This is a genomic window from Bacillus cereus group sp. BfR-BA-01347 (assembly GCF_022663835.1).
Classification (GTDB): Bacteria; Bacillota; Bacilli; order Bacillales; family Bacillaceae_G; genus Bacillus_A; species Bacillus_A thuringiensis_K.
This window is the reverse complement of record NZ_JAKUGG010000003.1, coordinates 36,132-62,688: the sequence shown is the minus strand read 5'-3', so window position 1 is coordinate 62,688 and position 26,557 is coordinate 36,132. Positions and strand designations below refer to the sequence as shown.

Sequence of the window (26,557 nt, the reverse complement as noted above, 5' to 3'; positions counted from 1 at the left end):
TACTCCTTTATTGATAAATTGGTTGTTTTTGTTTACTTTGTTCTGCCAATCGAATCAAGTATTGACCGTATTGATTTTTTTTCATAGGCTCTGCTAATTCAAATAGTTGCTCACGGGTAATATATCCTTTTCTAAATGCTATTTCCTCTAAACAAGCTACCTTTAAACTTTGACGTTTTTCAATTGTTTCAATAAATTGAGATGCTTCTAATAATGACTCGTGCGTGCCAGAGTCTAACCAAGAAAAGCCTCGGCCAAGAATTTCAACGTGTAACTCTTGTAATTGTAAATAAACCTTATTTATATCAGTAATTTCCAATTCTCCACGAGGTGATGGTTTAATATTCTTCGCAATCTCTATAACACGATTATCATAGAAATATAAACCTGTTACAGCATAATGTGACTTTGGCTCTTGAGGCTTCTCTTCAATAGAAATAGCCTTCCCACCTTCATCAAACTCTACAACTCCAAAACGTTCTGGATCATTTACATAATATCCAAAGACAGTTGCCCCTTCTTGGCGTTCTACGGCGTTTTGTAATAGTTTCGTTAAACCGTGTCCATAGAATAAATTATCACCAAGAACAAGGGCTACAGAATCATCGCCAATAAACTCTTCTCCGATAATAAATGCCTGAGCTAAACCGTCGGGTGAAGGTTGCACAGCATATTCAAGCTTTATCCCAAACTGCGAACCATCTCCCAATAACTCTTTAAAACGAGGTGTATCCTGTGGTGTAGAGATGATTAAAATTTCTTGAATACCAGCAAGCATTAATACTGATAATGGATAGTAAATCATTGGCTTATCATATACAGGTAATAATTGTTTTGATACTGCTTGTGTTAGTGGATATAAACGTGTTCCACTACCTCCAGCTAGAATAATACCTTTCATAAATTGCTCGCGCCCCTTTTTATATCATAGAAATAGGGAATAAATCTGCCCAGATTCATCCCCTTTCTAATTTATGACTTTAAAAATAAAGATTCATAATCTGTTACAATTTTTTCCCATGAGTATTCATGGATGATTCTATCTTTTGCCTTATTACTTAATTCATTAATTTGCTCTTGTGAATATCGCTCAACGTCATGAATTAAGTTAGCCAAGGATCCACCTTCTTTAGAGAAGTAAACAGCTCCTGCTTCCCCAACCTCTTTATTAAACACCACATCTAAAAGCATATTTAATTTTGTAGACGCCAATGCTTCCAATAATGATGGATTCGTTCCACCTACTTCATGCCCATGGAAATATGCAAACGCATTTTCACGAACTTTCTTTAATAGTTCTTGATCATATACAGTTCCAACAAACTTAACACGAGGATCCTTATCAAAATTCGTCGTTGCTAATAAATCCTGATAAAATTGATTTTGTTCAACATTAGAGATAATAACAAAGTCTTTTTTAGAATCTGATTTCATGAATTCACGGACCATTAACTCATAATTGTTCTCTGGAACGAAACGACCAACTACTAAGTAATATTCATTGGCGCTTATATCATGTTTCTTATACCATTCATTTAGTTTTACATCCTCGTCTTTTAGAGATGACGATGTAACATCCGCGCCATAAGCAATAAATGTCGTCTTAGGGTTATACTTTTTATAATCTGTTTTAATATATGACTCAATTCCTTTAGAATCACATACTAACAAATCTGCATTTTTAACCATTAACTTCTCAGATATTTTCCAATATGTTCTGATAGCAGGGCTCCATTTACTTCTTTTCCACTCATGCCCATCTGGATTTACAAATACTTTTACACCCATTTTTTCTAGCTTATTTTTATAGAAGGAAAAGAATGGACCAATACGACAAGCAAGCACGTAAACAATGCAATTTGTAAGGCTATTTCTTTTAATATAACGGATACACTCTTTTAAACTTAAAATATCGTATGCTACTGCTTTAGCACTACCAATTTCAGGTGTTTTGACATTAAAACATCTTGCATTATTATGCTTAAACTCATCATTATCATGAGCTAGACAAGATACGTGATATTGAATATCTTCACTTTGTTTTCGAGCTGTTAAGTATTCTACAAATGTTTCGAATCCACCATATTTTGCGGGAATTCCTTTAGATCCGATTATAAATACATGTTTCATTATCAAATTACTTCCTTATCTTCTTATTATTAATAGCTTGTTCATATATGCTAATCAATTCTCCATAATACCATTCAGGTTTAAAGTCATTTTTAGCCTGATAGCTATTTCGTTCCATTTGAGCATACTCATCTTCTGTTAAATTGATTAATCTATCTATTTTATTTGCAAGCTCTTTTTCATCCGCTCTTTCAAATAGAAATCCATTCTCTCCTTCTTTTATCAATTCTGTTATCCCCCCCACTTTAGATCCGATTACAGGGGTTCCCACACTTAAAGATTCAATAATCGTTAAACCAAAAACTTCATGCCATATCGAAGGAATTATAGTAGCTTTCGCCTTCTTAATTTCTGCTACTAAATCAGTTCCAGATTTAAATCCTAAAAATTCAACGTTTCGAATATTCTCTTGTTCAACTCTAGCTTTTAATCTCTCTTCCTCTGGGCCCGTTCCTATTAACTTCAAAGTTACTCTTTCACCTAATAATCTTTGAGCATCTAGCAAAGTATCTATGCCTTTTTCTTTAGAAAGTCTACCATAATAGAGTATAAATTTTTCTTTTTTCTCATTCATTTCAATTTCAAGAAAATTATTTGTTAAAAAATTTGGAAGGTGCACTAGCTTTGTATCCGGTATCCTATTTTCAGCTAATTGATTATACATAAATTTACTTGGACATATTACAAAATCAGCTACATCATATGATTTTAACCATTTATGCCAATATGCTTCCATAGTTAATAAAAGACTATATATTGTTGAATCTTTATGACAACGATTTTTAAAACAATTCACAAAATTACCTTGTATACATTTCGTACATACTTCATCATTATTAAAAAGCTTATAATTTGGACAAACTAATTTATAATCATGTGAAGTAAAAACCGTTGGTATGTTATATTTTTTTAATGCTTGAAAAATAGAAGGTGTCAGTTGATGATATATTAAGTTAACATGGGCAATATCTGGTTTAGTACAAGCAATTAACTTGCATAACTTCTTATACGCTTCATTAGAATGGATTAATTTCAAAGCTCCCTGCATTTTCGCTAAAATGCCACTATCCTCTTGATAATTAACATTTTTTACGAAGTGATCTTCAAACTCACTTTGTTGATTTTTTTCATCTTGCATACTAAAAACAATAACTTCATGTCCATTATCTTCTAGCATTTTTTTTAAACCAAAAAAATACGTCTCACTACCACCCTTTACATAGTAATATTTATTAATTAATAGTATTTTCATATACTCACCCTAATAATTTATATACTGCTTTAAATATTCATATCTCTTTTCCCATGTATTATGCTCGGCATATTCTATAAACATTTCTTTATTTAATGTCTCTTTAATTGCTTCATCTATTAAAGTTATAAATTCTTCATTTGTCTTATATAATTTAGCCGGTGAATCCATTTCAACTACTTCTTGAAGCTTTCTTGACACAACAGGTAATCCGGCTGCAAAATATTCATATAACTTTAATGGATGAATACTATTTGTTAATTTATTATCAACAAACGGCATAATACCCACGTTAGCATGCTTTAAATACTTAGGTATCTCATCATGCGATTTTTTTCCTAACAAATGGATGTTTTTATTTGAAGCAAAGGTTTCTCTTATCTTATCATTTACATTTCCTATAATAACAAAAGCATATTCTTTTAATTTTTCAGCTGCTTTAATAACTAATTCATAATCAAACCATTCTTCTACTGCCCCTACATATACAACAACAGGACGATTTAAATTTTGATACTCTAGGGGCATATCACCAACATTTCCTTTAAACCTATTTGTATTAACACCATTTGGAAGATATAAAACATTTTTATTATGTTTATAAGCAACATCAACTAAATTTTTGGCGGTAACAACCACTAGGTTTGATTTTTGTACAACTTGATTTTGTAAATATATAAGGTTCTTATACGCTCCTTTAAAACCAGAAAAGTCATCAGCCATTCTATGAATCATAAATTTATAATTCAATTGATTTGCTAACTCGTACATTTTTACATTTGTCAGCCACATCACATCTATTTCTTTTTTCTTTAAATCACTACTAACTTTTGAAAAAGGATATTTTATATGATATTCTGCCCAAAATTTTGTATTAAGCCCAGGATATTTACAAAAAGGTAGTAAGACATTAGGATTGTAAATTTCTAAGTTTGTAGTGGGCACCTTATTATTTTTTTCTTTACCGAAAAAAAAGGGTTTAGGTTGATTAGCCCAAACCACATTATTATTTTCTTTAAGAAATTCTTTAGCGTAGTAATGGCTTCCCACTTGAAATACGGTATCATATTGAAGATATTCACACATCAGTATATTCATTTTATTTCCTCTTCTCCATTAGCTGAACATTCAACTATCTCAGCAACTATTTAAATCTTCACTTTTTCTTTGACAATAAATCTGTAGAACATGTAAGTGATAGCATAATAAAAAAGTATATATATATATTTATAGAATAGTATTGATTCGGATTGAAATTTGTGGTAATTAAATTACCTATAAATAGAGAAATCGGCAGCCATTTATAACCGTCATCAATATTTCTCAGTGTAAATAATAGTAAGCTTATATTTAAGATTACAAAACTCATAAATGAAACTATTCCTTGTTCTAAAAGAATATTTAAAACTTGTGAGTGCACAACTAAATCTGTTGCAAAAAGATAATAAGATGCATAATACGTATATTGTCCAGCCCCTATTCCCATTGCAAGATTTTCTTTGATTACTTGAAAAACATTTATAAATTGTATAAACCTGTGTTCCTGTGTGCCACCACGACTTACAAATAACAAATCGAATATTTCACTATAAAATAAGGATATAATGAGTGTACATCCTATGAGAACCATACTAGCAAATAAAACTTTATAACCAAATTCCTTCTTATTCTTAGATTTCTTAATTAAGAAAATAATTAGTACTTGGCACAAAATAGCCACATATGATATGCGCGTTAAAGTTAATATAACAAATACAATATTTAATAATAAAACTAACAGATTTAAAGAGTTTTTCCTTTTCAAAAAATTGAATACTAGAATAGGAAATAAGATAACCCCTAAATTCCCAGCACCATTACTAGCCCCTATTACTCCAACAACTCTTTTAACAACTTCTAATCCTTCTGTGTAATTAATACTAGCCCCATTTGAAAATAACAAAAAAGACCGATTAAATATGTATTGAATTACTGATAAAATAGAATTAAATAGAGAGAAAAAGCCTACTACCTGAAAAAATTGCATTGATTGTAAGCTAAAACCCCTAACTTGATTAAAGAAGAATCCCATTAACAAAATGTTACAGTACACAGTCAGATGGAATACAAATAAGTTAATATCAAATATTTGTAATGTTAAAAACTGCAAAGGGAAGCAGGAAATAATTACCAACAAACATACAGCATACGTTGTAATACTGTATGTTTTCCTATCAAAACTAGAAAATGTTTGTTTTTGAATTAACTTATATATTGCTAATGTACAATTCAAAATAACTAAAACAAATAGTAATAACTGTACTCGAATATCTTGAAATTCAACAACAAACATAGTCGGTGAAATATTTAAAGTTATGACCACTAGAATTATAGACATAAAAATAATAATGGTATTTTTTTTATTCTTCCTCATAAGAATTAAACATAAAGAAGAAAAATAAAGAAATAAAAATAGACTTAAAATAAATATTAATTTCATATGTAGTAACCTCATGGATTTAAATTACTTATTACTTAAAATCAGCAATATGTCCCTAAATAATTTGATAAGTTCCTGACATTATTGGAACATTAACAATGCCATTCCTTACTTTTTTAATTGTTTGATTCGGTAATAACAATTTTCTTTTTTCACAACCAGAAATAGACAGGGTTACTTCCCCTAATTCTACGTCTCGATTATTATCCTTGGTTTGTACGAAATAAAAAGTACCTTCAGATGTAGACTTAATTAAAAAATTATCCCTTAAATATACATAACTCGCCAATTCAGTACCTGTACAATACCATACATTCTTATTACGAAGATATCTAAATATGGTTTGTAAACTTTTAGTATCATCAAAAATATTAGGCATTTGTCTTCTTCCATCATCCCTAGAAGGTGCAATATGCTCCTGGATACTAATGACTAATTTCCTCTTTAGTAAATATTCAATTTGTTGTAACCTTTTTTGTACTAAATAGTTTTTCAATAATTTTTTTAATATACCCTTAATAGATATAAAATTGCTATTTAATACACTTGTCAATAAACCACCGTTTACTGTTGATGGTATGTCAATAACATTATTATCTCCAAACTTTTTGATATCATAATTAGATAATAAATTTTTATCCCTTCCAGAAACTTTATCTACTTCTCCCTCCTCTATGCCTCTATTCCAATATCTACACCACCATAAAAAATCTGTTTTATCTATACTAAGATCTGAAAACTCATTACTAGCATAACCACAATATTTTCCACCTAAAGGATTAACACCTATTGCATCTTTGTAGATTCTTTTTCCTTCCTCAACAACATCCACAGCTTTTTCTAAACTCGAAAAAAGTTCCCATTCTTGTTTGAAATCCAAATTAGTTTCTCCCACTTTACCATGAGTAGTTCCATGATATGCAATTTCAAATCTGGGGTTTTGATGAATGTCTCTAAAAAATTTTTTCGTCGCTTCATCATGGTTAATCTTTTTTGATATTGAGGGCGCTACCGGTTCTTTTATCATTCCCACTCTAACACCTACTGGAACAAAGAATGTAGCTTTAACCTCTGGAAATTCCTTTAAAATAACTTCGTTTAAATATCGAAAAGATGATTTTTCTTCGTTTTTCCAATAACCCCAATCTTCACCTAATTCTAATTCCCCACTTTTAGTTGTATCTACCCAAACGTTTGCTAAATCGTCTATCATAAACATAACTGGAGAATCTGAATTATTAAACCACTTACATATTTCAATATTCATCATATCTTCTCCTTATTAAAATATTTAATACTTTAAATTACTTTTCATTTAATCTTTATTATACATTAGCTCAAAAAATTAAATAGTTTTGAATATTATCTATTTCTTTTTTACTATTGACAACAGAAATTCCCTAATTTCTTGAATATTAGTAAATTTGAAAACAATCAATAATAAAACATATACTATACATAGAAATACATTACAAATAAATTCAATGTATAAATTTTGAATTGGAGAAATCAGCATCCAATATACCCCATATAATAAAACGAAAATGGTAAAATATTTATATGGATATAGTAAGCCTAATCCTAAACTATAGTATTTTTCACTAAAATAATAATAAAGAATATTAGCCACTATATAAGATACAATTGTCGCTAAAGCTGCACCATTTATCCCAAGATGAGGAATTAGTAATATATTTAGCACTATATTTATAAGAGCACTAATTACAACAATTAGGGAATTTAACATCATTTTATTTGCTACATGTAAACCTAAAGAATAAAATTGTCCAATTCCCCATATAAAATGAGAAATAGCAATTAATGGAATAATCTTATAAGCCTCTAAATATTCATTTGTAGCTAAAATACTAATCGCTATCTTACCAAATATAGCTAATCCAAAAATACAAAAACAACCTACAATATTGTAGATTCGAAACATATTTTGGATTTTTTGTTGACCGCCTTCTTCTTTATAAACCTTAAATTTATAAGCTGTAAATACTTGAGCAAATGGCGTGATAAAAACTGGATTGATTAACATTCCAATTTTTGAGGATATTGAATACACCGCAACTGCTGAATAATTGATTAATTCTTTAATAAAAAAGCGATCTATCAAATTTAATATCCATGCCGAAATTTGTCCTAACAATAAACCTCCACCATAATACAGTATGTTTTTAAGATATGGTACATGAATAGTAATTTTATAATTTTTAAAGTCTAATATAAACAATACAATAAAAACTAATAGATTCGAAATTAAAGTAGCCTTTAATATACCTATAATTCCATTGCCCAAAATCAAAATATAATATGTGGCTAATAGAAATGTTAAAATTAAGATACTTAATTGTACTATGGCTACCCTAAAAGCTTTAAATTCCATTTCATAATAACTAGTATAAATAGCAATCAAACATGTCAATAAAGAAGTTATTACTATAACTCTAATATAAAGAGTGACCTCATTGTCACCACTAAAAACATAGTCACTTATTAACGGACTAATAAAATATACAAATGAAAAAACAACAATCCCCCATAATACTGAAAAGTTTAATGCTGTATTTTTCAATGTTATTTTATTTTCTACATCATAAAAAAATCTTTTTAATCCCGAATATACCCCAATTGTAATAGCAAGGCCTAACAATTGTTGTATGGTATTTAATAATTCATATTTCCCATAATCATTTTGTGATAAATTACTAGTATATAAAGGGATGAGTAACATATTTATTAGTTGTGTTAGAATTGAAAATATAAAATATACAGTCCCACTAGATATCAACTTATTACTATTTAAACTCATACTTACCACTATTCCTTAACTTAAAATTATTTCTTAACCACACGAGTAAAAGTTTTTTTAAAGTTTAAAATGTGAACATAATAATAAACTAAATTTTTTATAAAGCCTAACCCCTTATAGCTTTTTTCAGAATACAAATTTCCTTTTAATATGTTTACAATAGCTTTTGAATATCCTAGTTTCTTAGCCAACTCTAAACGCGAGTAAACCGAAAATTTATGCACACCTTTACCACGTTTTTCTAAAAAAGTATAATCATCAAATAAATACACTGTATTTTTACTAACTTGAACATCAATATTTATAGTACCATCTCGCGTATCTCCAATGGAGAGGTGGAAATAACCATATAAATCGCCTTCCTTGTCTACTACTACATATGGTATATGTTTATCCTGTTCTGTAATTCTCTTTTTTAGAATTTCATATTTGTAACTACCTACTTGGTTACCATATGACTCAATCATTTTTTTCAAATGATACATTTGCATCGGCATTAATGCGTAAAAATTATATTTTTCCTCATAAGGAACCATATTATAATTATTCAAGTTTAATATATATCCATTGGAAACCGTGAAAAATTTTGTTTTGATTTTTTTAATTATAGTTTTCATACTCCGATTTCTAACTTTATTTACTAAGCTCATCATCTATTACCTTTCATTATTTTCTTAGAATCATATCATTATTCTATCTAGTCATTATCTTTTCTTACTTTAATTAAATGCCTATTATAATGTATAAAGCTTAGCAAAGTATTTCCCTTTTTAGTGTATGTATAGATTTGCTCTACTTCTTTCATAAATTTTAACTTATAAAAATCTGTTCCCGCACCCTCCGAATGTAATTTAATATTCTTCTTAAAGCTATCCTTAATACTTTCTTCTACTGATAGAGTGCCTAATTCTAGATTTCTAAATTCCCTATCATAAGCTGCGTCAAAGCAAAATTTTATATCATTAAAAAATAAATTCAGTCTGTACGCAACACAATCATTGTTAATCCTTCCAAATATAACCTCGCTTGGTAAACTATCGATAATTGTTTTTACAAATTTCTTCTTATCTTCATCTAAATAAATACTACCTTTGCCGTCCTCAAGTTTTGAGCGGGAAATCCTTACAATGTCTTCAAAGTTTTGATTATTTATTCTTTCAATTACTGAATCATAAATTAATCCTTTTTTCTTCATTTTATTAAATGCTGTTCTAATATTTTGCTTTAATTTTTTTGAATATACCTGATTTTTGTATTCATCGAACTCATTGAAATCCTCAATTACCAGATATGGACATCCTGATAAAACTTCTGCATCTTTACTATTCAAATCAAAATTCTCAGTAGATTTTCTAATATATTTAAAGTGTAATAAATCAAATTTATAATTACTATAAACATATCCCATAATATAATCTACATCCTCTTTACTTAAACCTCTACCAATAATATCAATAAAGGTTCCACCCCATTGTTGGCCTATAAATTCTATCATTTTTAATTTAATTCCATATTTTCTATGGACTACTTGTATTAATGGAGCTATTGCGATTAACTCTCCTTCTTTATACAGAAAGATTACAATGATTTCTTTTTTATAACCAAATTGATTATCTTCTCTTGGAAAAAATACCTTTAGAAAGCTTTCTATCCAATAATACGAAGTGGTTATATTTTGATTATTTATTTTTTTTTCAAATTTCAACCACTCATTTTTTTTATTTTGTACATCTTCTAATGAGCTACATACATTAATCTGATACATTTTATCCTCCAAACCTTGCTAATTTAATATTTTTACTTAGAGCTTACCTCTCTATAAATACTGAGCAAGTTCTCTGCATAATCTTGATTATTTATCACACTTATCTCATCAACATACTCATTATAATTTTGAATAACCTTAATTACTTTCTCAAATAAATCATCTACGTTCCGGGATTCAAACAATATCGTACCTGTTGGTCTTTCACAGACTTTGCTTGCTATAGAAGGTACCTTATAATGAATTGCTTCTGTAATTGATACTCCCAAACCATCAGTATTAGTAGGCCTTATAAACAGATTTGTTTTTTGGAGAATAGGATAAAACTCTGTATTTTCTACCTCATAAAACATAATGTGATTTTCCAATTTATATCTTATTATTCTTTCTTTTAACTCTTGATAATACGTTTTTTCAAGTTCTGTCTGACTATCTTTATCTAAAACAGCAAATAGTAAACTCGTTTCTATTCTGTTATCTTTTAATTTCTTCATTAATTCAATAAGCATATCAATTCCATACAAGTCCTCATTTTTATAAAAACGTACACATCCGTTTGCACTAATAAGGAAAGGCGTTCTTTTTATGAAATCCCAAACTGTTTCTGGTATGCTAAGGATATCTTTCTTATCCTCTTGCGGATGGATATATCCTGGAACTGTAATTACTTTTTGATGTTTTATTCCAAATTGAATTAGGTCATTTGTAATTGAATTATTTACACAAATAATTTTTTCAAGTTTATTTAGACTTTTTAATAATAAATATCTAGTAATAAAATTAGAACTCTTTAATTGATCAGTTAGACTTTCTCCATGTACTGTTAATATAATTTTTTTTCCAAAAAAATTATATACTCCTAAAAGAATACGAATTTTTATATCTATGGAATGAAAGTGGAACACATCAGCCTTTAAAAAAGGAAGCCTACACATAAAAAATTTATAATTTTTTATAGGATAAATATCATCTTCTTCTCTTCCCCAATTTGCTTCATTGTATACTGCACTTTCTATCTCTCTTTCATCTAAAAACTTTTTTGTCCTTTTTATATGAACAGAAATCCCACCTATAGGGGGTGGGACTGTACCAATTATATTAATTTTCATAATATAAGCTCTCCTTTTAGTTCTTTTTAAGAGCTAGTTATTTCTCTATACTGTTTCTAAACAGCGATTTTGAAAATCTACTATGCGTTTATCTCTAATTATTCCTTTGTCTATAATTAAAGCTCCTAATAATACTTTATTTTCTATATCTTCAACAATAAAATCTATATATTTACAAATCTCTAAACTTAAAGATCTAGAAACAGTTTTATAAAACATAGTTGGAGTGTGATCTACTACATAATGTAAAACCCCATCAATTTCATAGACAGGATTACTTATACTAGTTGGAACACTTGTCTCTACAGCTTTATGTGCATCGCAACTAATATCAATAATCATTGCTCCTTTTTTCATGCGTTTTAAATCTTCCTTATAAATAATATGATCTGTACGATCAACATCCCAAAGAATTGCGTTTACTAACACATCATATTTACCAAGTTCTTCCTGGAATAAAACTTCTGTTCTTCTATCATACATTACAACATCAGCCCCAAGAGCAACTAGCGTTTTATATGCACCTCTTCCTATGTTTCCGCGTCCTAAAATAGCAACCTTTGTCTCGTATGGTAATTTCCCATATAAATTATAAGCGTGTAAAACTGCAGCTTCCCCAGCTATCTCATTATTTCGCCAAAAAACGTGTCTTCCACTTTCAAACATATCTTCCCAAGCAATTGCAGTTAGTTTATTATTTATAAATTGATCTGTTATATCTTTATTTTGAACTGCATGTATCCATCCAAAAACAAGCTGTCCTTCCCTTAAATCTTCTAGATATCCAGCGTCACCAGCTTTAGGATCACATATAACATCCCTAGACATAACAATATCTCTTTCAACTACATTAACTCCCATATCAATATACTGTTTATCTGTAATTCCTAAAATTTCTCCGTATCCCTTTTCAACATATATCATATCTTTATTACTAATGTTTACTATATCTTCAGGCACTAAAGCTCTTCTTTTTTCATTTTTTTTATCACTTATAGGAAATCCAATTGTTTTTTTCAATGTTTAGTCCCTCACTTTATATTAGAGATAATAAATCTATGTTTTTGGTTTAACGGCCTATCTATATGGTTTACTATTCTTACTTCAATATTAATATTAGTATCTATTCTTTTTTGAAGTTCATTACTAAAACGAATCCCCTCAGCTTCTGTATAATATTGGTTTGGTACAATAAGTACTTCCAATTGATTATAATCTTTTTGTACTAACTGTAAATCCCTAAAGTTTTCAACATGACGAATGGCAAATTCCAACATAGTTGGTGAATAATGCTTCCCATCCTCAGTCACTAAAAAGTCCCCTGATCGCCCATCAATTTCTTTTACACTGACATATGGTTTACCACATTTACATTTACAGTCGCTTCCAGATATTGTTGCAATATCTGATGTTTTATAACGAATAAGTGGAAAAGCATAGTTATTAAAACCTGTCCCCACAATTTCGGCCATTTCATTTTCTTGATTGACTGAGGATCCATTGTTATCTAAAAATTCCACAATACCATATTCAGGTAAAACATGGTACCTGCTACATATTGGGCAATATTCCATTAAAGCTAGACGTTCATTATGCCCATAATAATCAATTACTTGAGTATTAAAAGCCTTTTTTATTTCTTCTCTTTGAAAATCGTACATTTTTTCTGAGGAACAAAAAACAGCTTTAAACTTTCCTATTTTTCCTGACAGTTCATTTCTATTAATATATTTAGATAAGAGATAAATCAATGAAGGGTATGCTTGTATAAAAGAGGGTTCATATTTTGAAATGACACCTAATATCCCCTCCATTTTTTCTTCATCTAAATTTCTAGTATTTATAGATATTACTTTATTATAAGGACTATATTTATATAATTGTTCACTATCATTTGCATCTCCTCTTAACACTAAGCATAATTGCCCTTCATAACCATACTTCTTCCATATACGATTAAAAAATGCAGCTTCTCTATTGTTTGTAGTATCTGTATTGTAGAAATGCATTGGGCTAGAAGTCGTGCCACCTGTATTAATAGACTTAATTTTACTTATATCAATATTTTTAGCTATAAATTTTTCTCTATTTTCTTTAACCACGGACTTATCTATAATAGGGATTTTCTTCAAATCTCCAACATCCCTAATATCTTTTACACTAATCCCATATTGATTAAACATTTGAGTATAGAAAGGAACATTTTCATAAGCATGCTTAATTAATAACTGTAATTGTGTATTTTGAAATTCGGCTATCTTTGTAGCATCCCACGAAGAAGAAGATTCTAAGAATCTTACATACTCTTTATACTCTTTGCTTTCTCTCAACTTTTGAGGAATTAATGCAGCCATATATAATAGCGGTAATTTAAATGGGTACGGTAATTTTTTTATAGTATTCTTCAAACTAATCATCCTTATAATTTTTAAATACTAAAGATGTCTCTAGGTGAGAGGCAGAAGTTTTCACCACTAACTTTATACTTTCCTTTTTCCTCCCATAACCATCAGAAACAAAAATAGCTTCATGATCTATTTTCATATTTTTATTTACTTGTAAGACTCCATAAACATGTTTTTTTGAAATATGTACCTTGTTTCCTTCAAATTTGACCTTAACTTCAGGATCTAGAATGAAATTAAATTTACACTGGTCAAAAGTTTTTTCACCTATTACATTATCCTTGATATTTATCTTATTTCCCTCTAAATATATAGCCCTCTCATGAATTACCCCACATTTTTTTAAATACCCTCTATGCTGACCTACAAATTTACTATCTTTAAAATAATTACCTTTTGAGAAACTTTGTTCTGCCATCTCAAATAAATGATATTTCTCAAAATCATTTTGTTCATATGGTGGGATTTCAAGCGTATTATGCACACTCGTGCTTCTAAATAAGTTTCGCATTTTATAATCAGCTGTATACGTAAATGTGCCTGAATCAATAAAAATATCTTCGCCAGTAACGCTTAAAGTAAAGCTTAACTGATCATTATGGCTATGTGCTCCCTGTCCTCTAAACGATAATTCCCCGCATCGAATACAGCAATATACATCCTCATTCCGTAAGATGTAATATCCACCACTGCTAAATGCTTTAGATTCCAATAAGAACTGCTGCTCGATATCAGTCCAGCTTCCCGTACACCATAGGGCATCCTCCCTATAGTCTAAACCAAAATACCGAAAATCATCCCTATTGAAAAATTCACCTGCAATTGCTAGTAAATGTCGAAAGTCATTTTTATTCCAGGAACCATAGTTAGAAAAAATAATAAGTCTTCCGTCATCCGCATCCCCAATTAACGGACTTTTTCCATTAGGTTGATTTAAATACATTAAGAAATCACACATTTTTTCTAAACGCTCAACATACTTTTCAGAAAAGTTAATACTATTTTCCTTACATAATATAGTTGTAATTAAAAATAATTCGGTTACCAATCTATGATACGAGGTGGAGGCTTCATAATTTGTCCCATCTTCATTTACTTGTACAAACATCTCTTTTTCTAGTTCAGCTACTCCATACGCTAACCACTTCTCGGGAGTATTACTATTAAAGACTGAGGAGAGACTAAACTGCTTGAAATATAACCCTAACCAGACTAATCCTACTATATTAGATAAATAATGATTACCAGTATGTTCACCTTTATTCTCTAAATTTTTATAAATAAACTTTCCGTGCATATATAAACTCTTATTGAAAACTTCCCAAAAATCCTTATCTATTTCTCTCGAATCTCTGAAAAGACAATAACCAACTATCCAATTTACAGCCCTAATTGCTACGTCCATTGTACATGTCCAATTCACAGACATCTCAACAGGATTCTTCTCTATCCAATCTATTATCTGTTCTTTAAACTCAACTGCATATTTTTCATCTTCCATTACCCAATATGCTTTCCCTAGTGTAAAAACATGCTGGAATCTTGATAACTCCCATGGCACCTTGACATCAGCTTGATTCTGCAAGTCAATTATTTTAATTTCTTTATAAAACTGATTATCCCAAATAAATCCTGTTTTAAAGTCCTTATTCCATAATATATTCTTCCCTAATTGAGCATCACCAGAACCTAATAAATTAAAGGTATGATTATATATTTTTTCAGCATCCCCAATAAGTTCTGCCTCTCCACCCAATTTTTTTAATTTGCTCATATAATTTAATTTATCTCTTGTTTCAAATAAAAAATTACATAGTGGTTGGAAATTCTTAAAAGCTTCTTGTTCCACATCTATTAAATTTTTCGCAACAACTAATTTACGTCCTTTATAATATATAGCCTCATACGATTTTTGAGCTATCTTGCGAGCAATTATATGGGCTGGTTTTCTCCTTAACTTGCGTACTCTCTGTAAGAACCTTGACATTCTTGCCCTCCAAAATAGTTTATAAATTATTTAATAAATCCTTTTGTATCGATTACAACTTTTTCCTTTAATTGATCGAAGTCAATTGAACCAAAAATTTCATGATCCACTAATACTAAAATAATATCTGACTGCATTACAGCATCCTCAATTGTAAGAAGTGAAATATTCTCATCTTTCAAGGATTTCGGTAATTCATTTACGTGTGGTTCAACAGCAATTACCTTACCAATATTTAGCCCCGCTAATTTTTTCACAATTTCTAACGCTGGACTTTCACGTAAGTCATCAATATTTGCTTTAAACGCTAATCCCAAACAAGCAATGACTGGATTTTTAAATCTATCTGCTTTCTCTTTTACTTTTTCAACTACATACATTGGTTTATAATCATTAACATTTCTCGCAGTATGTATAAGTTTAGCTTCTTCCGGCGCAGCATCTACAATAAACCAAGGATCTACAGCAATACAATGTCCCCCTACACCTGGGCCAGGCTGTAAAATATTCACACGAGGGTGACGATTTGCTAAACGAATTAATTCCCAAACATTAATATTTAACTTGTCACATATTAAGGATAGCTCGTTTGCAAAAGCAATATTTACATCACGGAATGAATTCTCAGTCAATTTCGCCATTTCTGCTGTTCTAGCATTCGTATCTAAAATTTTCCCTTTTACAAATTGTTTATAAAATTCAACCGTACGTTTGGTAGATTCTTTATCCAACCCACCAATAATACGATCGTTTTCTACTAGTTCCTTTAAAATATGCCCTGGTAATACACGTTCTGGGCAATGAGCCACATAAACTCTTCCTTTATCACTATGCATCTCTTCAGAAGTTGTTAAGTCCGAACGCTCCTCTAAAATCCATTCTGCAACTTTTTCGGTTGTGCCGATTGGACTTGTTGATTCAAGAATAATAATATCTCCATTTTTTATAACAGGAGCAATTGTTTTTGCAGCGGCCTCTACATATGCTAAATCTGGTTTATGACCATCTTTAAATGGTGTCGGCACTGCCAAAATGAAAATATCTGCTTCTTCAGGCTGTAATGAAGCTTTTAATTTCCCACTTTGTACCGCTGCTTTAACTAAAATATCTAAATCTGGTTCATAAATATGTACTTTTCCACTATTAATCATTTCAACTGCATTTTTATTTACATCAACACCATGCACTTGAAATCCTTTTGTTGCTAGTAAACTTGCAGTAGGTAAACCAATATATCCCAATCCCATTACACATATCTTTTTATCCATTTTCTTTGACCTCTTTTCTGTCATTAACTACTAAGATGCACCATTAGACCTAATCATAATTTGAATTGTTTTCAAAATAATCTTCAAATCATAGGATAGGCTTCTCTTATTAATATATTCTAAATCTAACTCTACCATTTCTTTAAAACCTACACTATTTCTCTCAGTTACCTGCCACAATCCTGCACATCCAGGAGTAACAAATAATCTTTGTTTATCATACTGTGTATATTCCTCCACTTCTCTTGGAAGTGGTGGACGTGGACCAACTAGACTCATTTCACCTTTTAATACATTTAATAGTTGTGGTAACTCATCAAGACTTGTTTTTCGTATAAATTTACCGATTCTTGTGACACGAGGATCTTCCTTCATTTTAAACATTGCACCAGACACTTCATTATATTTTAATAAATCTTGTAATTTTTCTTCCGCATCTGTTACCATTGAACGAAACTTGTACATATAAAATTCTTTTCCGTTTTTGCCAACACGAACTTGCTTAAAAAACACAGGGCCTTTTGAATCTTCATATTTAATTAAAAATGCTATAACAATAAAAATTGGCGATAATACTATTAATCCACATAATGCCCCAATAAAATCCATACAACGCTTAGATACTAAATATACTTTACGGCTATTTACCTTTTCGAAATCAATTTCTTCATTTTTTTCTTTTGCTACATCTCTACTCGAGACTTTTGCCAGATCCAATCCTTCTCACCTCACATTTATACATGTACACTTTCCTTCATTGCGAGTGCACGTATATAATCTATTAACTCTTCTTTCAATTCAGTCTGCTGTAATGCTACTTCAATGGTTGTTTTAATAAATCCAAGTTTTTCTCCCACATCATAACGTGTTCCTTCAAAATCATAAGCAAACACTCTCTGAATTTCATTTAAACGTTGAATCGCATCTGTTAACTGAATTTCCCCACCAGCACCTGTTTGTTGATTTTCAAGAAACATAAAGATTTCTGGTGTTAATACGTAGCGTCCCATAATTGCTAAATTTGATGGTGCAGTTCCTTGAGCTGGCTTCTCCACAAATTGACGTACTTGATAACGGCGATCGCTTTGTTCAATCGGATCGATAATACCATAGCGATGTGTTTCGTTTTCAGGCACTGTTTGTACACCAATAACTGACGACTGTGTACCTTCATATTGATCCATTAATTGACGTAAACATGGTGTTTTTGCTTGCACAATATCATCACCAAGTAATACTGCAAATGGTTCATTTCCAATAAATTTACGTGCACACCATACTGCGTGTCCCAGCCCTTTTGGTTCCTTTTGTCTTATGTAATGAATATTAATTTTTGAAGAAGCTTGTACTTTTTCTAGCATCTCATGCTTCCCTTTTTCTAAAAGGCTTTGTTCTAATTCGAAAGAATGATCAAAATGATCTTCAATGGCACGTTTACCTTTTCCAGTAACAATAATAATATCTTCAATTCCTGATTCTATCGCTTCTTCTACTATGTATTGAATCGTCGGTTTATCGACAATTGGTAACATTTCTTTCGGCATCGCTTTTGTCGCTGGTAAAAATCTTGTCCCAAGACCAGCAGCTGGGATTATCGCCTTTCTTACTTTTTTCAATTATATTCCCCCTTACATCCTTTTATCTATATGTAACAATAACAAAAACCCTACCTATAAAGTTATTTTTATAACTCTATAGGTAGAGTTTCTATTAGAAATAAATTATGGGCATCTAACCCATCCTCACGTCATACTCCCGACGACAAGCGTCTAAGGTAGGTTCGAAAATAAATTTTCTACCCACAGCACGACCGAGTGCCCCCATTGATAACGGTTAGGAGACATCACCAATTCTTTATTTAAAAAATACCAAACAATTTTTTACGACGAATTTGTTCTGGATCTTCTTTATAAATTGCCTTCCCGCTAATTAATAAGTACGGATTTTCTTTCAAATCACTCATAACATTCATTCCGAATTCTTTCTCAATTAGTTCATAGCTTTCCGCTAAATGAAATCCTCTCGATGTCGTGTTATGTGCATCTGAAGCGACCATATGCGTTAAATTATGTTCTACAAGTTGAAGTGAAAACTTTTTAATTTTTTTACCGAATTTCCCAAGCAAACTCCCTGCTGTCACTTGTGTTAATGCACCTTTATTTACAAGGTTATATAACTTATCTGGCCGCTCGATTAACTCGGCATTACGTTCTGGATGAACGATAATTGGAATCATTCCTTTTACACGTAATTCGTATAATAATTGTTCGGCATAACGTGGTACGTGATTCGATGGAAATTCAATGAATATATATTTATTTGTTTCATTTAAAGTAACGATTTTATCAGCTTCATAGTCTTCTAATAAATCGCCATATAACCTGACCTCTTGCCCAGGTAAAATAGTAAGTGGAATATTATGTTGTTGTAGTTCATCATTTAGTTGTTTTACGTGATGAATAATTGAGGTACGTTCATTTATATATTTACCATTTTGATGATGTGGTGTTGCGACAATAGTATGTATTCCTTCTGACACGGCTTGTTGTGCCATTGCTAAACTATCTGTTACTGTCTGTGCACCGTCATCGATACCAGGTAAAATGTGACAATGTAAATCTATCATTTGTTTCATCCTCCCTCTCTCCTATAAAGATCTTTTTTCCCTTGAATATGAGATATTGCTCATATTCAAGGGAAAAAAGGAGATATGTTTTTACCATATCTCACTTTAAAATTAGTTTGCACCGTAGTAATAATATAAGCCTTCTTCACGTTCACGATCATTCAGAACAACACCCAACAATTTACCTTTAGCCGATTCTAACAATCCTTTTGCTTTTACCGCTGTTTCTTTCTCTGTTGATTCACTACGAACAACAAGAATAGAAGCATCACATACATTTGCCATAATTTGCGCATCCGTTACAGCTAAAATTGGCGGCATATCAAAAATAACTAAATCGTACATACTGTATGCTTGTCCAAGAAGTTCTTTCATTGATTTTGAGCCTAACAATTCGGCCGGGTTTGGTGGGATCGGACCACAAGCTAAAAAGTGTAGATTGTCTACAGATGTCGTCTGTACACATTTTTCTAAACGTTCACTATGTGTTAGTACATTCGTAAGTCCAAAAATGTTGTCTACTTGGAACATTTGATGCATTGCTGGTTTACGCATATCTGCATCAATTAATAATACTTTTTTTCCTTGTTGAGCAAACACAACTGCCATATTCGCTGTCGTTGTCGTTTTCCCTTCACTCGGGTTTGCAGACGTGACCATTAATGAATGTAAATTCGTATCAACAGCTGCAAATTCAATATTCGTTCGAATATTACGATATTGTTCTGAAATTGGTGATTTCGGTTGTTGATGAGCAATTAATTGACGGCGTTGACGATGATTCTTTTTCTTTTTAAATAAATTAAGAGCCAATTGTTTGTCCCCTCACTTTTCTTGATGATGGAGCGTGCGATTTCACGTTCATTGTTTCTTCATCCATACGAGCTACAATCCCTAATACTGGTAACCCAAGTAAGTTTTCTACATCTTCTTCTTTTTTCACTGTGTTATCTAAATATTCTAGTAAGAACGCAAGACCAACTGAAGCCATTAAACCAACAACGAAAGCAATTGCCACATTTAACATTGGACGCGGTTTAATTGGAGATTGATTTTCTGCAACTTCTGCTTTAGATAATACTGTTACGTTATCAACGCTCATAATTTTTGCAACTTCACCTTTAAATACATCTGCAGTTGCATTTGCAATATCACGGGCTAGCTTTGGATCCTTATCTTCAACTGTTAAAGAGATTACTTGTGAATCTTTTTCATTCGCAACATTAATCTTTCCTGTTAAAGCTTGCGCTGTCATATTTAAATTTAATTTTTCATTTACTTGATCTAAGATTACTGGACTTTTAATAATAACCTTATATGTATTCGTTAATTGAATATTTGATTGTATTTCCCCTAATTGAATTGAAGAACCCTCTTGCTTCTTCTGGTTAACAAGAATTTGCGTCGAAGATTGATAGATTGGTGTCATAAAGAAAAAGCTAACGATAGCACTTACAATAGCTGCACCAAAGGCAATTACGAGGATCATTGCTAAACGTTTTTTTAAGATATGAAATAAATCTTTTAGACTAATTGTTTCTTCCATAAGTTCCTCCAACTTTCTAAAATTTACACATAGGAAAAATTATAACATATAAATCTTACATTTTTTATTTTTAATAATTCAGTTCTATATTTGTTCACACGAAACAAGTTTAATCTTACAAAATAATCTTAAATATGACAACACATTCCAATGATTTCCCAAAAATTTTATCATATCATGCTTTTTACATTGTATAACTTGATAAATAATTTTCAGAAAACAAAAAAGCCAACATTTTTTTGTTGGCTTTTTCATATTTTAGTAATAACCATACTGCTCTTTTTCTTCTCTTTTATCATTCAAAACAACACCTAGTAGTTTTCCTGATGCTTTATCTAATATTTGTTTCGCTTTTACGATTTTATCTTTTTCTGTCTTTTCACTTCGTACAACGAGTACGATTCCATCACATTTATTCGCAAGTATTTGTGCATCCGTAACCGCAAGGACAGGTGGTGTGTCGATTAATATAATATCAAACATGTTATATGCTTCTAGCAACACTTCGTCCATTGTCCGGCTCCCTAATAGTTCTGCTGGGTTTGGCGGGATTGGACCTGCTGCCATTAAGTATACGTTCTCTATATCTGTTTTTTGAATGCATTGCATAAGTTTTGCTTGTCCTGATAATAAGTTCGTTAACCCATTTGAATTATGAATGGCAAATAAGTTTTGTATCGTCGGCTTACGCAAATCAGCTCCAATTAATAAAACTTTCTTTCCTTGTTGTCCGAAAACAACTGCTAAGTTTGCGATTGTTGTTGTTTTCCCATCACCTGGATCGGCTGAAGTAACAATAATAGAACGAACATGATTATCTATAGATGTAAACTCAATGTTTGTGCGAATGTTGCGGTATTGTTCTGTAATACGCGATTTAGGCTCTTTATGTGTAATTAATTGTCGTAATGGTTTTCTTTTCTTTCTCCCGAACATATTCATAATCTCCTTTTGTGAAATGCGACATTTCCCTTTTCTCTCTTATGCTCGATTTCATACGTCTAATTAATATTCTTGCTGAGTTCCCCACATTTCATCATAATCAATAACCTTCTACTTTGTCTTATTTAAGTACCTTAACAATATGACAATGCCCTTATTTCTTTATTACCTTTATCACTTATCCTATTTTCTAGATAAATAATAAAGTAAGTATATGGTAATTACCATCTATTTACAAGATATTTTCTGATTAGTTTGTATATTATCGTTTCATCGTTATATAGCAGAAATTAAAAAATCCCCTTGTCTTTTCACAAGGAGATTTTTTAGTACTATCTATTCTTTTTTATCACCAATCGCAAATGTAATTTCTGCCTCACATGCAACTTCACCATCTACTGTTGCGATTGCTTTTCCTTTTCCAATTGGGCCGCGTACGCGTGTCATTTCTACTTCTAGACGAAGCTGATCACCTGGGCGTACTTGTTTTTTGAAACGGCAATTGTCGATACCTGCAAAGAAAGCAAGTCTTCCGCGGTTTTCTTCTTTCTTTAATACTGCAACTGCTCCGACTTGTGCTAATGCTTCTACAATAAGTACACCAGGCATAACTGCATAGTCAGGGAAGTGTCCGTTAAAGAATTCTTCGTTTGCGGATACATTTTTAATCCCAACCGCTCTTTTGCCTTCATCTACTTCTAATATTTTATCAACAAGTAAAAATGGATAGCGGTGAGGAATGATTTCTTTAATTTGTTCTATATTTAGCATGTAACAATCGCCCCTTTCGTAATATTGGTCTTACCACTTGGACATATTGCTATTATCCCATTTTGTTTATTGTTTGTCATTACAAAGTAACATTTTATATTTAGCACAACTTCCTAAAAAAAAATGCACACACTCTATTCCATTAAAATAGTTGCACATTTTTGCAACTGACACGGAGGTAGAAAAGAGTGTATGCCCAAATTAGGGAAAGGCAATATGTATTGAAACATTATTTGCCTTAATGTCGTATTCGACTCATTATATTATAAACGTTTTCAAATAAGGAAATATTAAATTTAACCATATATATGAATATTTTACCTGTTTCCTTCATATTTCTCTATTTTCCTTCCATTTTCGCAAAAAAACAAAATAAAAAAATATAAAAACGAAAAAAGAACTAAGGCATTAGCCTTAGTTCTTTCAAATTATCTCAAAGCACGCTTTGGTAATCTGTCGATATTCTCTAACATAATACCTGTACCAACCGCAACGCAGTGCATTGGGTTTTCAGCAATTAATACCGGTACTTTTAGTTCTTCTGCTAGAAGCATGTCAATACCGTGTAGTAAAGCTCCACCGCCTGTTAGAATAACACCGCGGTCGATGATATCTGCAGATAATTCTGGTGGTGTGCGCTCTAATACGCCTTTTGCAGCTTGTACAATAACAGCTGCATTTTCTTTTAATGCTTCTGTAATTTCTTCAGAGCATACTGTAATTGTACGTGGTAAGCCTGTTACCATGTCACGTCCGCGAATTTCAAGCTCTTCGCTACGTGCACCTGGGAATACTGTACCAACTTTAATTTTAATATCTTCTGAAGTACGTTCTCCAATTAATAGCTTATACTTACGTTTAATATAGTTTAAGATCTCCATATCAAACTTATCGCCAGCCATTTTGATAGAGGAAGAGGTAACAATATCACCCATAGATAGTACAGCGATATCTGTTGTACCTCCACCAATATCAACAACCATGTTACCGCTTGGTTGGAAGATTTCCATACCAGCACCAACTGCGGCTACTTTTGGTTCTTCTTCTAAAAATACTGTTTTACCACCTGAACGTTCAGCAGCTTCACGAATTGCTTTTTGTTCTACTGATGTAATATTTGTTGGACAACAAATTAAAATACGAGGTTTTGAAAAGAAGCTCTTTACGTCCAATTTGTTAATGAAATACTTTAACATTGCTTCTGTAATTTCGAAATCTGCGATTACACCATCTTTAAGCGGACGAATTGCTACAATATTACCAGGCGTACGTCCCACCATACTTCTCGCTTCTTCACCGACTGCTAATACTTTACCACTATTACGATCAATTGCCACAACAGATGGCTCATTTAATACAATACCCTTACCTTTAACATGAATTAATACGTTAGCCGTACCTAGGTCAATTCCGATATCTCGCGCAAACATTCCCGTTTTTTCCTCCTCGATATTCAAAATCAGGTTACACCCGAATTCTTTTCACCTAATTTCTGATTTTATCATAAATTTAACAGAAACGTAATATTCGCAAAAAGAATTCTTCTGAAAAATATTACCGAATGTGAACGGAATGTTTGCTACTGTAACATTATTGACGTACAGGCTTCTCTACATCTTCTTTTCTATACTTTTGTTTTGTTGCTTCTCCCCCTCTTAAATGACGAATAGACTTATGATAATCAAGAATTTCTTTCACTTCATTTGCGAGCTCTGGATTAATTTCTGGTAGACGTTCTGTTAAATCTTTATGGACTGTACTCTTTGATACCCCAAATTCCTTTGCAATGACACGCACTGTCTTTCTTGTCTCCACGATATACTTACCAATCTTGATAGTTCTCTCTTTGATGTAATCGTGCACACCACTCGCCTCCCTAATTTGGATGTGAGAAGGGTGAAATGAGCCTCGCTGCATACGACTAAGAAGTAAGTGTGAGTGCTGTTTGTAAGCGTTAAACATTCTTGGATTTATAATGAAATGATTCACGATTTCTCACCTCAAACACTCTCTTTGCTTTGGTTTATACCATTGTATTGCCCGCACTACTGATATATGCTACATGTTCACTATTTTTGCGGACTAAGTTAAGAAAAATTACATTTTTTTGTGAGAAATACGTTAACAGTGACTATTTTGGCGAAAAAAAATGACACCTTATATATAAGGCATCATTCTTCTCTTTCAAACTCTTCTTCTAATAATTGATGGTGGGGAACCTCTTTCTTACCGGCAATATAATAATATAAAGTGAATAAAACAAACAATAAAATAATAGCAGTCGACAGAACAAATAAAAATGACACAGTATCCCCTCCCTTTTGTAATATATATTCGAGAATCTCGTCATTTTTCCTTGTTATTGCAACTTTTTTCTCGAAATTGAGTATTTTTATATGGAAATAAAAAAATCAGCTCCCCTAGTGGGAACTGATTTTTTCACTTTCTTATTCTTGTGAAGAAGAATCGTTAGATGATTCTGTAGAACCATTTGTTGATTTTTCTTCTTTCTTCGGTTCTTCTTTTTTGTCACTAGTTGAACCGCTTGTTGATTTCTCTTCTTTTTGAGATTTGTCTTCTGTTTTACTTTCTGGTTTCGTGCTCGTTGACTTTTCTTCTTTTTGAGATTTGTCATCAGCTTTTTTACCAGAAGCGTTCGTTGCCTTTGCAGCACCTGCATCAGCTTTAATTTCTGTTACTGATTTATTTAAGTAACGTTCAGGGTTCACAGCCACATTGTCTTTACGTACTTCAAAGTGAACGTGAGAACCTGCCTCTTTATTCATTGCACTTAGACCGGATGTTCCTAATACTTCACCTTGTGCAACTCTTGCACCTTTTTCTACTTTCACACTGCCTAAGCTTTGATAAGATACCGCTACACCATTTCCACTATCAACTGTTACAACATAACCAAGAAGTGAATCTTTTTCAGCTTTCGTTACTGTACCACTTAAAGCAGCAGCAACATTGAATTCTTTTCCATTCTTCGCAGCAATGTCAATTCCTTTGTTTGGGGAATATGTGTTGTTATAAAAGACAAGTGCTTTTTCTTGTTCCGCCTCAGTTGCTGCATCTTCATAGAATTTCTTCTGTACGACTACTTCCGCATTCGCGGCAGCTGGCATTTTCACTACTTCTGAAGATTTTGTTACTGGTACTGCTGGATCTTCCGATTGTGTATACGGTGTTGCTTGATCGTGGTTTGGAGTCTTCTTCGGATTAGCTCCTTGGAACCATAGCGCAACCATTAAGATTACCGCTGCACAAGCAATGTATAGTGCCGGAAACACCCATCTTTTTTGAAATAAATGTACTACCTTTTGCGACTTTTTATTATTTCTTCCTCGCATTCCATCATCACCTCAGCAATCATTTTGAACAATATTCACGTATCCTATACAACGTATAACTAATTACTTTTCGACAAAATCTGTAAAAATATGTATAAGAACTGTA

Annotated in this window: 25 protein-coding genes; all 25 read right to left on the bottom strand. The window is 31.5% G+C overall.

Translation table 11 applies throughout. The features are described 5' to 3' along the window. Positions 1 to 7: 7 nt before the first annotated feature. The 25 genes from rfbA to MR143_RS06240 all read right to left on the bottom strand — a co-directional run bounded on the left by rfbA (position 8) and on the right by MR143_RS06240 (position 26,451). Positions 8 to 901: a glucose-1-phosphate thymidylyltransferase RfbA gene (gene rfbA, locus MR143_RS06360; RefSeq protein WP_044306718.1), complete on the bottom strand. Its 894-nt coding sequence runs from the start codon at positions 899 to 901 to the stop codon at positions 8 to 10. A 71-nt stretch (positions 902 to 972) separates the two neighbouring features. Next, the gene (gene cps2T / locus MR143_RS06355; protein ID WP_044306719.1) at positions 973 to 2,130 is read right to left on the bottom strand and encodes a beta 1-4 rhamnosyltransferase Cps2T; all 1,158 of its coding nucleotides are present in this window, start codon (positions 2,128 to 2,130) and stop codon (positions 973 to 975) included. A 7-nt stretch (positions 2,131 to 2,137) separates the two neighbouring features. After that, the gene (locus MR143_RS06350) at positions 2,138 to 3,382 is read right to left on the bottom strand and encodes a glycosyltransferase family 4 protein (RefSeq protein WP_242280640.1); all 1,245 of its coding nucleotides are present in this window, start codon (positions 3,380 to 3,382) and stop codon (positions 2,138 to 2,140) included. 9 nt (positions 3,383 to 3,391) lie between these two features. Next, positions 3,392 to 4,480, bottom strand: coding sequence for a glycosyltransferase (locus tag MR143_RS06345; RefSeq protein ID WP_151640054.1), 1,089 nt, complete (start codon positions 4,478 to 4,480; stop codon positions 3,392 to 3,394). Between the two features lie 58 nt (positions 4,481 to 4,538). Next, a complete protein-coding gene (locus tag MR143_RS06340; protein WP_105434370.1) occupies positions 4,539 to 5,861 on the bottom strand; it encodes an O-antigen ligase family protein in 1,323 nt (440 codons plus the stop codon). 55 nt (positions 5,862 to 5,916) lie between these two features. Then, positions 5,917 to 7,128, bottom strand: a complete 1,212-nt coding sequence (locus tag MR143_RS06335; RefSeq protein WP_242280639.1) for a polysaccharide deacetylase family protein — start codon at positions 7,126 to 7,128, stop codon at positions 5,917 to 5,919. A 99-nt stretch (positions 7,129 to 7,227) separates the two neighbouring features. Then, the gene (locus MR143_RS06330; RefSeq protein WP_199696925.1) at positions 7,228 to 8,679 is read right to left on the bottom strand and encodes a lipopolysaccharide biosynthesis protein; all 1,452 of its coding nucleotides are present in this window, start codon (positions 8,677 to 8,679) and stop codon (positions 7,228 to 7,230) included. A gap of 26 nt (positions 8,680 to 8,705) precedes the next feature. Continuing rightward, positions 8,706 to 9,296 (bottom strand): GNAT family N-acetyltransferase, encoded by a 591-nt coding sequence (locus MR143_RS06325; protein WP_242280638.1) that lies wholly within the window; start codon positions 9,294 to 9,296, stop codon positions 8,706 to 8,708. Between the two features lie 80 nt (positions 9,297 to 9,376). Continuing rightward, positions 9,377 to 10,444 (bottom strand): GNAT family N-acetyltransferase, encoded by a 1,068-nt coding sequence (locus tag MR143_RS06320; RefSeq protein ID WP_098902555.1) that lies wholly within the window; start codon positions 10,442 to 10,444, stop codon positions 9,377 to 9,379. 32 nt (positions 10,445 to 10,476) lie between these two features. Then, complete coding sequence (locus MR143_RS06315; RefSeq protein WP_000700166.1) at positions 10,477 to 11,553, bottom strand: glycosyltransferase family 4 protein; 1,077 nt, start codon at positions 11,551 to 11,553, stop codon at positions 10,477 to 10,479. Between the two features lie 45 nt (positions 11,554 to 11,598). Further along, positions 11,599 to 12,573 (bottom strand): N(5)-(carboxyethyl)ornithine synthase, encoded by a 975-nt coding sequence (locus MR143_RS06310; protein ID WP_000750924.1) that lies wholly within the window; start codon positions 12,571 to 12,573, stop codon positions 11,599 to 11,601. A gap of 11 nt (positions 12,574 to 12,584) precedes the next feature. Next, the gene (locus tag MR143_RS06305) at positions 12,585 to 13,970 is read right to left on the bottom strand and encodes an acyl-CoA synthetase family protein (protein ID WP_228494169.1); all 1,386 of its coding nucleotides are present in this window, start codon (positions 13,968 to 13,970) and stop codon (positions 12,585 to 12,587) included. Beyond that, complete coding sequence (locus tag MR143_RS06300) at positions 13,963 to 15,945, bottom strand: alginate lyase family protein (RefSeq protein WP_199696923.1); 1,983 nt, start codon at positions 15,943 to 15,945, stop codon at positions 13,963 to 13,965. Before MR143_RS06300 ends, MR143_RS06305 begins: the two co-directional genes overlap by 8 nt. A 26-nt stretch (positions 15,946 to 15,971) precedes the next feature. After that, the gene (gene wecC, locus MR143_RS06295; protein ID WP_000358344.1) at positions 15,972 to 17,213 is read right to left on the bottom strand and encodes a UDP-N-acetyl-D-mannosamine dehydrogenase; all 1,242 of its coding nucleotides are present in this window, start codon (positions 17,211 to 17,213) and stop codon (positions 15,972 to 15,974) included. 30 nt (positions 17,214 to 17,243) lie between these two features. Next, positions 17,244 to 17,930, bottom strand: coding sequence for a sugar transferase (locus MR143_RS06290; RefSeq protein ID WP_000362293.1), 687 nt, complete (start codon positions 17,928 to 17,930; stop codon positions 17,244 to 17,246). A 17-nt stretch (positions 17,931 to 17,947) separates the two neighbouring features. Next, a complete protein-coding gene (bpsC, locus tag MR143_RS06285) occupies positions 17,948 to 18,829 on the bottom strand; it encodes a UTP--glucose-1-phosphate uridylyltransferase BpsC (protein ID WP_050822177.1) in 882 nt (293 codons plus the stop codon). 242 nt (positions 18,830 to 19,071) lie between these two features. Beyond that, a complete protein-coding gene (locus MR143_RS06280; RefSeq protein ID WP_002097926.1) occupies positions 19,072 to 19,839 on the bottom strand; it encodes a tyrosine-protein phosphatase in 768 nt (255 codons plus the stop codon). A 111-nt stretch (positions 19,840 to 19,950) separates the two neighbouring features. Further along, positions 19,951 to 20,652 carry a CpsD/CapB family tyrosine-protein kinase gene (locus MR143_RS06275; RefSeq protein ID WP_001207164.1) on the bottom strand — a complete coding sequence of 234 codons (702 nt, stop codon included), beginning with the start codon at positions 20,650 to 20,652 and terminating at the stop codon, positions 19,951 to 19,953. Continuing rightward, the gene (locus MR143_RS06270) at positions 20,642 to 21,385 is read right to left on the bottom strand and encodes a YveK family protein (protein WP_000393110.1); all 744 of its coding nucleotides are present in this window, start codon (positions 21,383 to 21,385) and stop codon (positions 20,642 to 20,644) included. Before MR143_RS06270 ends, MR143_RS06275 begins: the two co-directional genes overlap by 11 nt. Before the next feature lie 258 nt (positions 21,386 to 21,643). Next, a complete protein-coding gene (locus MR143_RS06265; protein WP_242280637.1) occupies positions 21,644 to 22,321 on the bottom strand; it encodes a CpsD/CapB family tyrosine-protein kinase in 678 nt (225 codons plus the stop codon). Positions 22,322 to 22,663: 342 nt separating this feature from the next. Beyond that, positions 22,664 to 23,098 (bottom strand): 3-hydroxyacyl-ACP dehydratase FabZ, encoded by a 435-nt coding sequence (fabZ, locus tag MR143_RS06260; RefSeq protein ID WP_000931959.1) that lies wholly within the window; start codon positions 23,096 to 23,098, stop codon positions 22,664 to 22,666. A gap of 428 nt (positions 23,099 to 23,526) precedes the next feature. Then, a complete protein-coding gene (gene mreB, locus MR143_RS06255) occupies positions 23,527 to 24,528 on the bottom strand; it encodes a rod shape-determining protein (RefSeq protein WP_000457978.1) in 1,002 nt (333 codons plus the stop codon). Positions 24,529 to 24,688: 160 nt separating this feature from the next. Beyond that, the gene (spoIIID, locus tag MR143_RS06250) at positions 24,689 to 24,961 is read right to left on the bottom strand and encodes a sporulation transcriptional regulator SpoIIID (protein WP_000544012.1); all 273 of its coding nucleotides are present in this window, start codon (positions 24,959 to 24,961) and stop codon (positions 24,689 to 24,691) included. A gap of 308 nt (positions 24,962 to 25,269) precedes the next feature. Next, positions 25,270 to 25,404, bottom strand: a complete 135-nt coding sequence (locus MR143_RS06245) for a hypothetical protein (protein ID WP_000008901.1) — start codon at positions 25,402 to 25,404, stop codon at positions 25,270 to 25,272. Between the two features lie 141 nt (positions 25,405 to 25,545). After that, positions 25,546 to 26,451 (bottom strand): stage II sporulation protein SpoIIQ, encoded by a 906-nt coding sequence (locus MR143_RS06240; RefSeq protein WP_001214926.1) that lies wholly within the window; start codon positions 26,449 to 26,451, stop codon positions 25,546 to 25,548. Between the last annotated feature and the right edge of the window lie 106 nt (positions 26,452 to 26,557).

What these genes read in the sequence shown, in the direction of transcription:
- rfbA (WP_044306718.1), bottom strand. Translation starts at nt 901, where the DNA reads ATGAAAGGTATTATTCTAGCTGGAGGTAGTGGAACACGTTTATATCCA.
- cps2T (WP_044306719.1), bottom strand. Translation starts at nt 2,130, where the DNA reads ATGAAACATGTATTTATAATCGGATCTAAAGGAATTCCCGCAAAATAT.
- MR143_RS06350 (WP_242280640.1), bottom strand. Translation starts at nt 3,382, where the DNA reads ATGAAAATACTATTAATTAATAAATATTACTATGTAAAGGGTGGTAGT.
- MR143_RS06345 (WP_151640054.1), bottom strand. Translation starts at nt 4,480, where the DNA reads ATGAATATACTGATGTGTGAATATCTTCAATATGATACCGTATTTCAA.
- MR143_RS06340 (WP_105434370.1), bottom strand. Translation starts at nt 5,861, where the DNA reads ATGAAATTAATATTTATTTTAAGTCTATTTTTATTTCTTTATTTTTCT.
- MR143_RS06335 (WP_242280639.1), bottom strand. Translation starts at nt 7,128, where the DNA reads ATGAATATTGAAATATGTAAGTGGTTTAATAATTCAGATTCTCCAGTT.
- MR143_RS06330 (WP_199696925.1), bottom strand. Translation starts at nt 8,679, where the DNA reads ATGAGTTTAAATAGTAATAAGTTGATATCTAGTGGGACTGTATATTTT.
- MR143_RS06325 (WP_242280638.1), bottom strand. Translation starts at nt 9,296, where the DNA reads ATGAAAACTATAATTAAAAAAATCAAAACAAAATTTTTCACGGTTTCC.
- MR143_RS06320 (WP_098902555.1), bottom strand. Translation starts at nt 10,444, where the DNA reads ATGTATCAGATTAATGTATGTAGCTCATTAGAAGATGTACAAAATAAA.
- MR143_RS06315 (WP_000700166.1), bottom strand. Translation starts at nt 11,553, where the DNA reads ATGAAAATTAATATAATTGGTACAGTCCCACCCCCTATAGGTGGGATT.
- MR143_RS06305 (WP_228494169.1), bottom strand. Translation starts at nt 13,970, where the DNA reads ATGATTAGTTTGAAGAATACTATAAAAAAATTACCGTACCCATTTAAA.
- MR143_RS06300 (WP_199696923.1), bottom strand. Translation starts at nt 15,945, where the DNA reads ATGTCAAGGTTCTTACAGAGAGTACGCAAGTTAAGGAGAAAACCAGCC.
- wecC (WP_000358344.1), bottom strand. Translation starts at nt 17,213, where the DNA reads ATGGATAAAAAGATATGTGTAATGGGATTGGGATATATTGGTTTACCT.
- MR143_RS06280 (WP_002097926.1), bottom strand. Translation starts at nt 19,839, where the DNA reads ATGATAGATTTACATTGTCACATTTTACCTGGTATCGATGACGGTGCA.
- MR143_RS06270 (WP_000393110.1), bottom strand. Translation starts at nt 21,385, where the DNA reads ATGGAAGAAACAATTAGTCTAAAAGATTTATTTCATATCTTAAAAAAA.
- MR143_RS06265 (WP_242280637.1), bottom strand. Translation starts at nt 22,321, where the DNA reads ATGTTCGGGAGAAAGAAAAGAAAACCATTACGACAATTAATTACACAT.
- fabZ (WP_000931959.1), bottom strand. Translation starts at nt 23,098, where the DNA reads ATGCTAAATATAGAACAAATTAAAGAAATCATTCCTCACCGCTATCCA.
- mreB (WP_000457978.1), bottom strand. Translation starts at nt 24,528, where the DNA reads ATGTTTGCGCGAGATATCGGAATTGACCTAGGTACGGCTAACGTATTA.
- MR143_RS06240 (WP_001214926.1), bottom strand. Translation starts at nt 26,451, where the DNA reads ATGCGAGGAAGAAATAATAAAAAGTCGCAAAAGGTAGTACATTTATTT.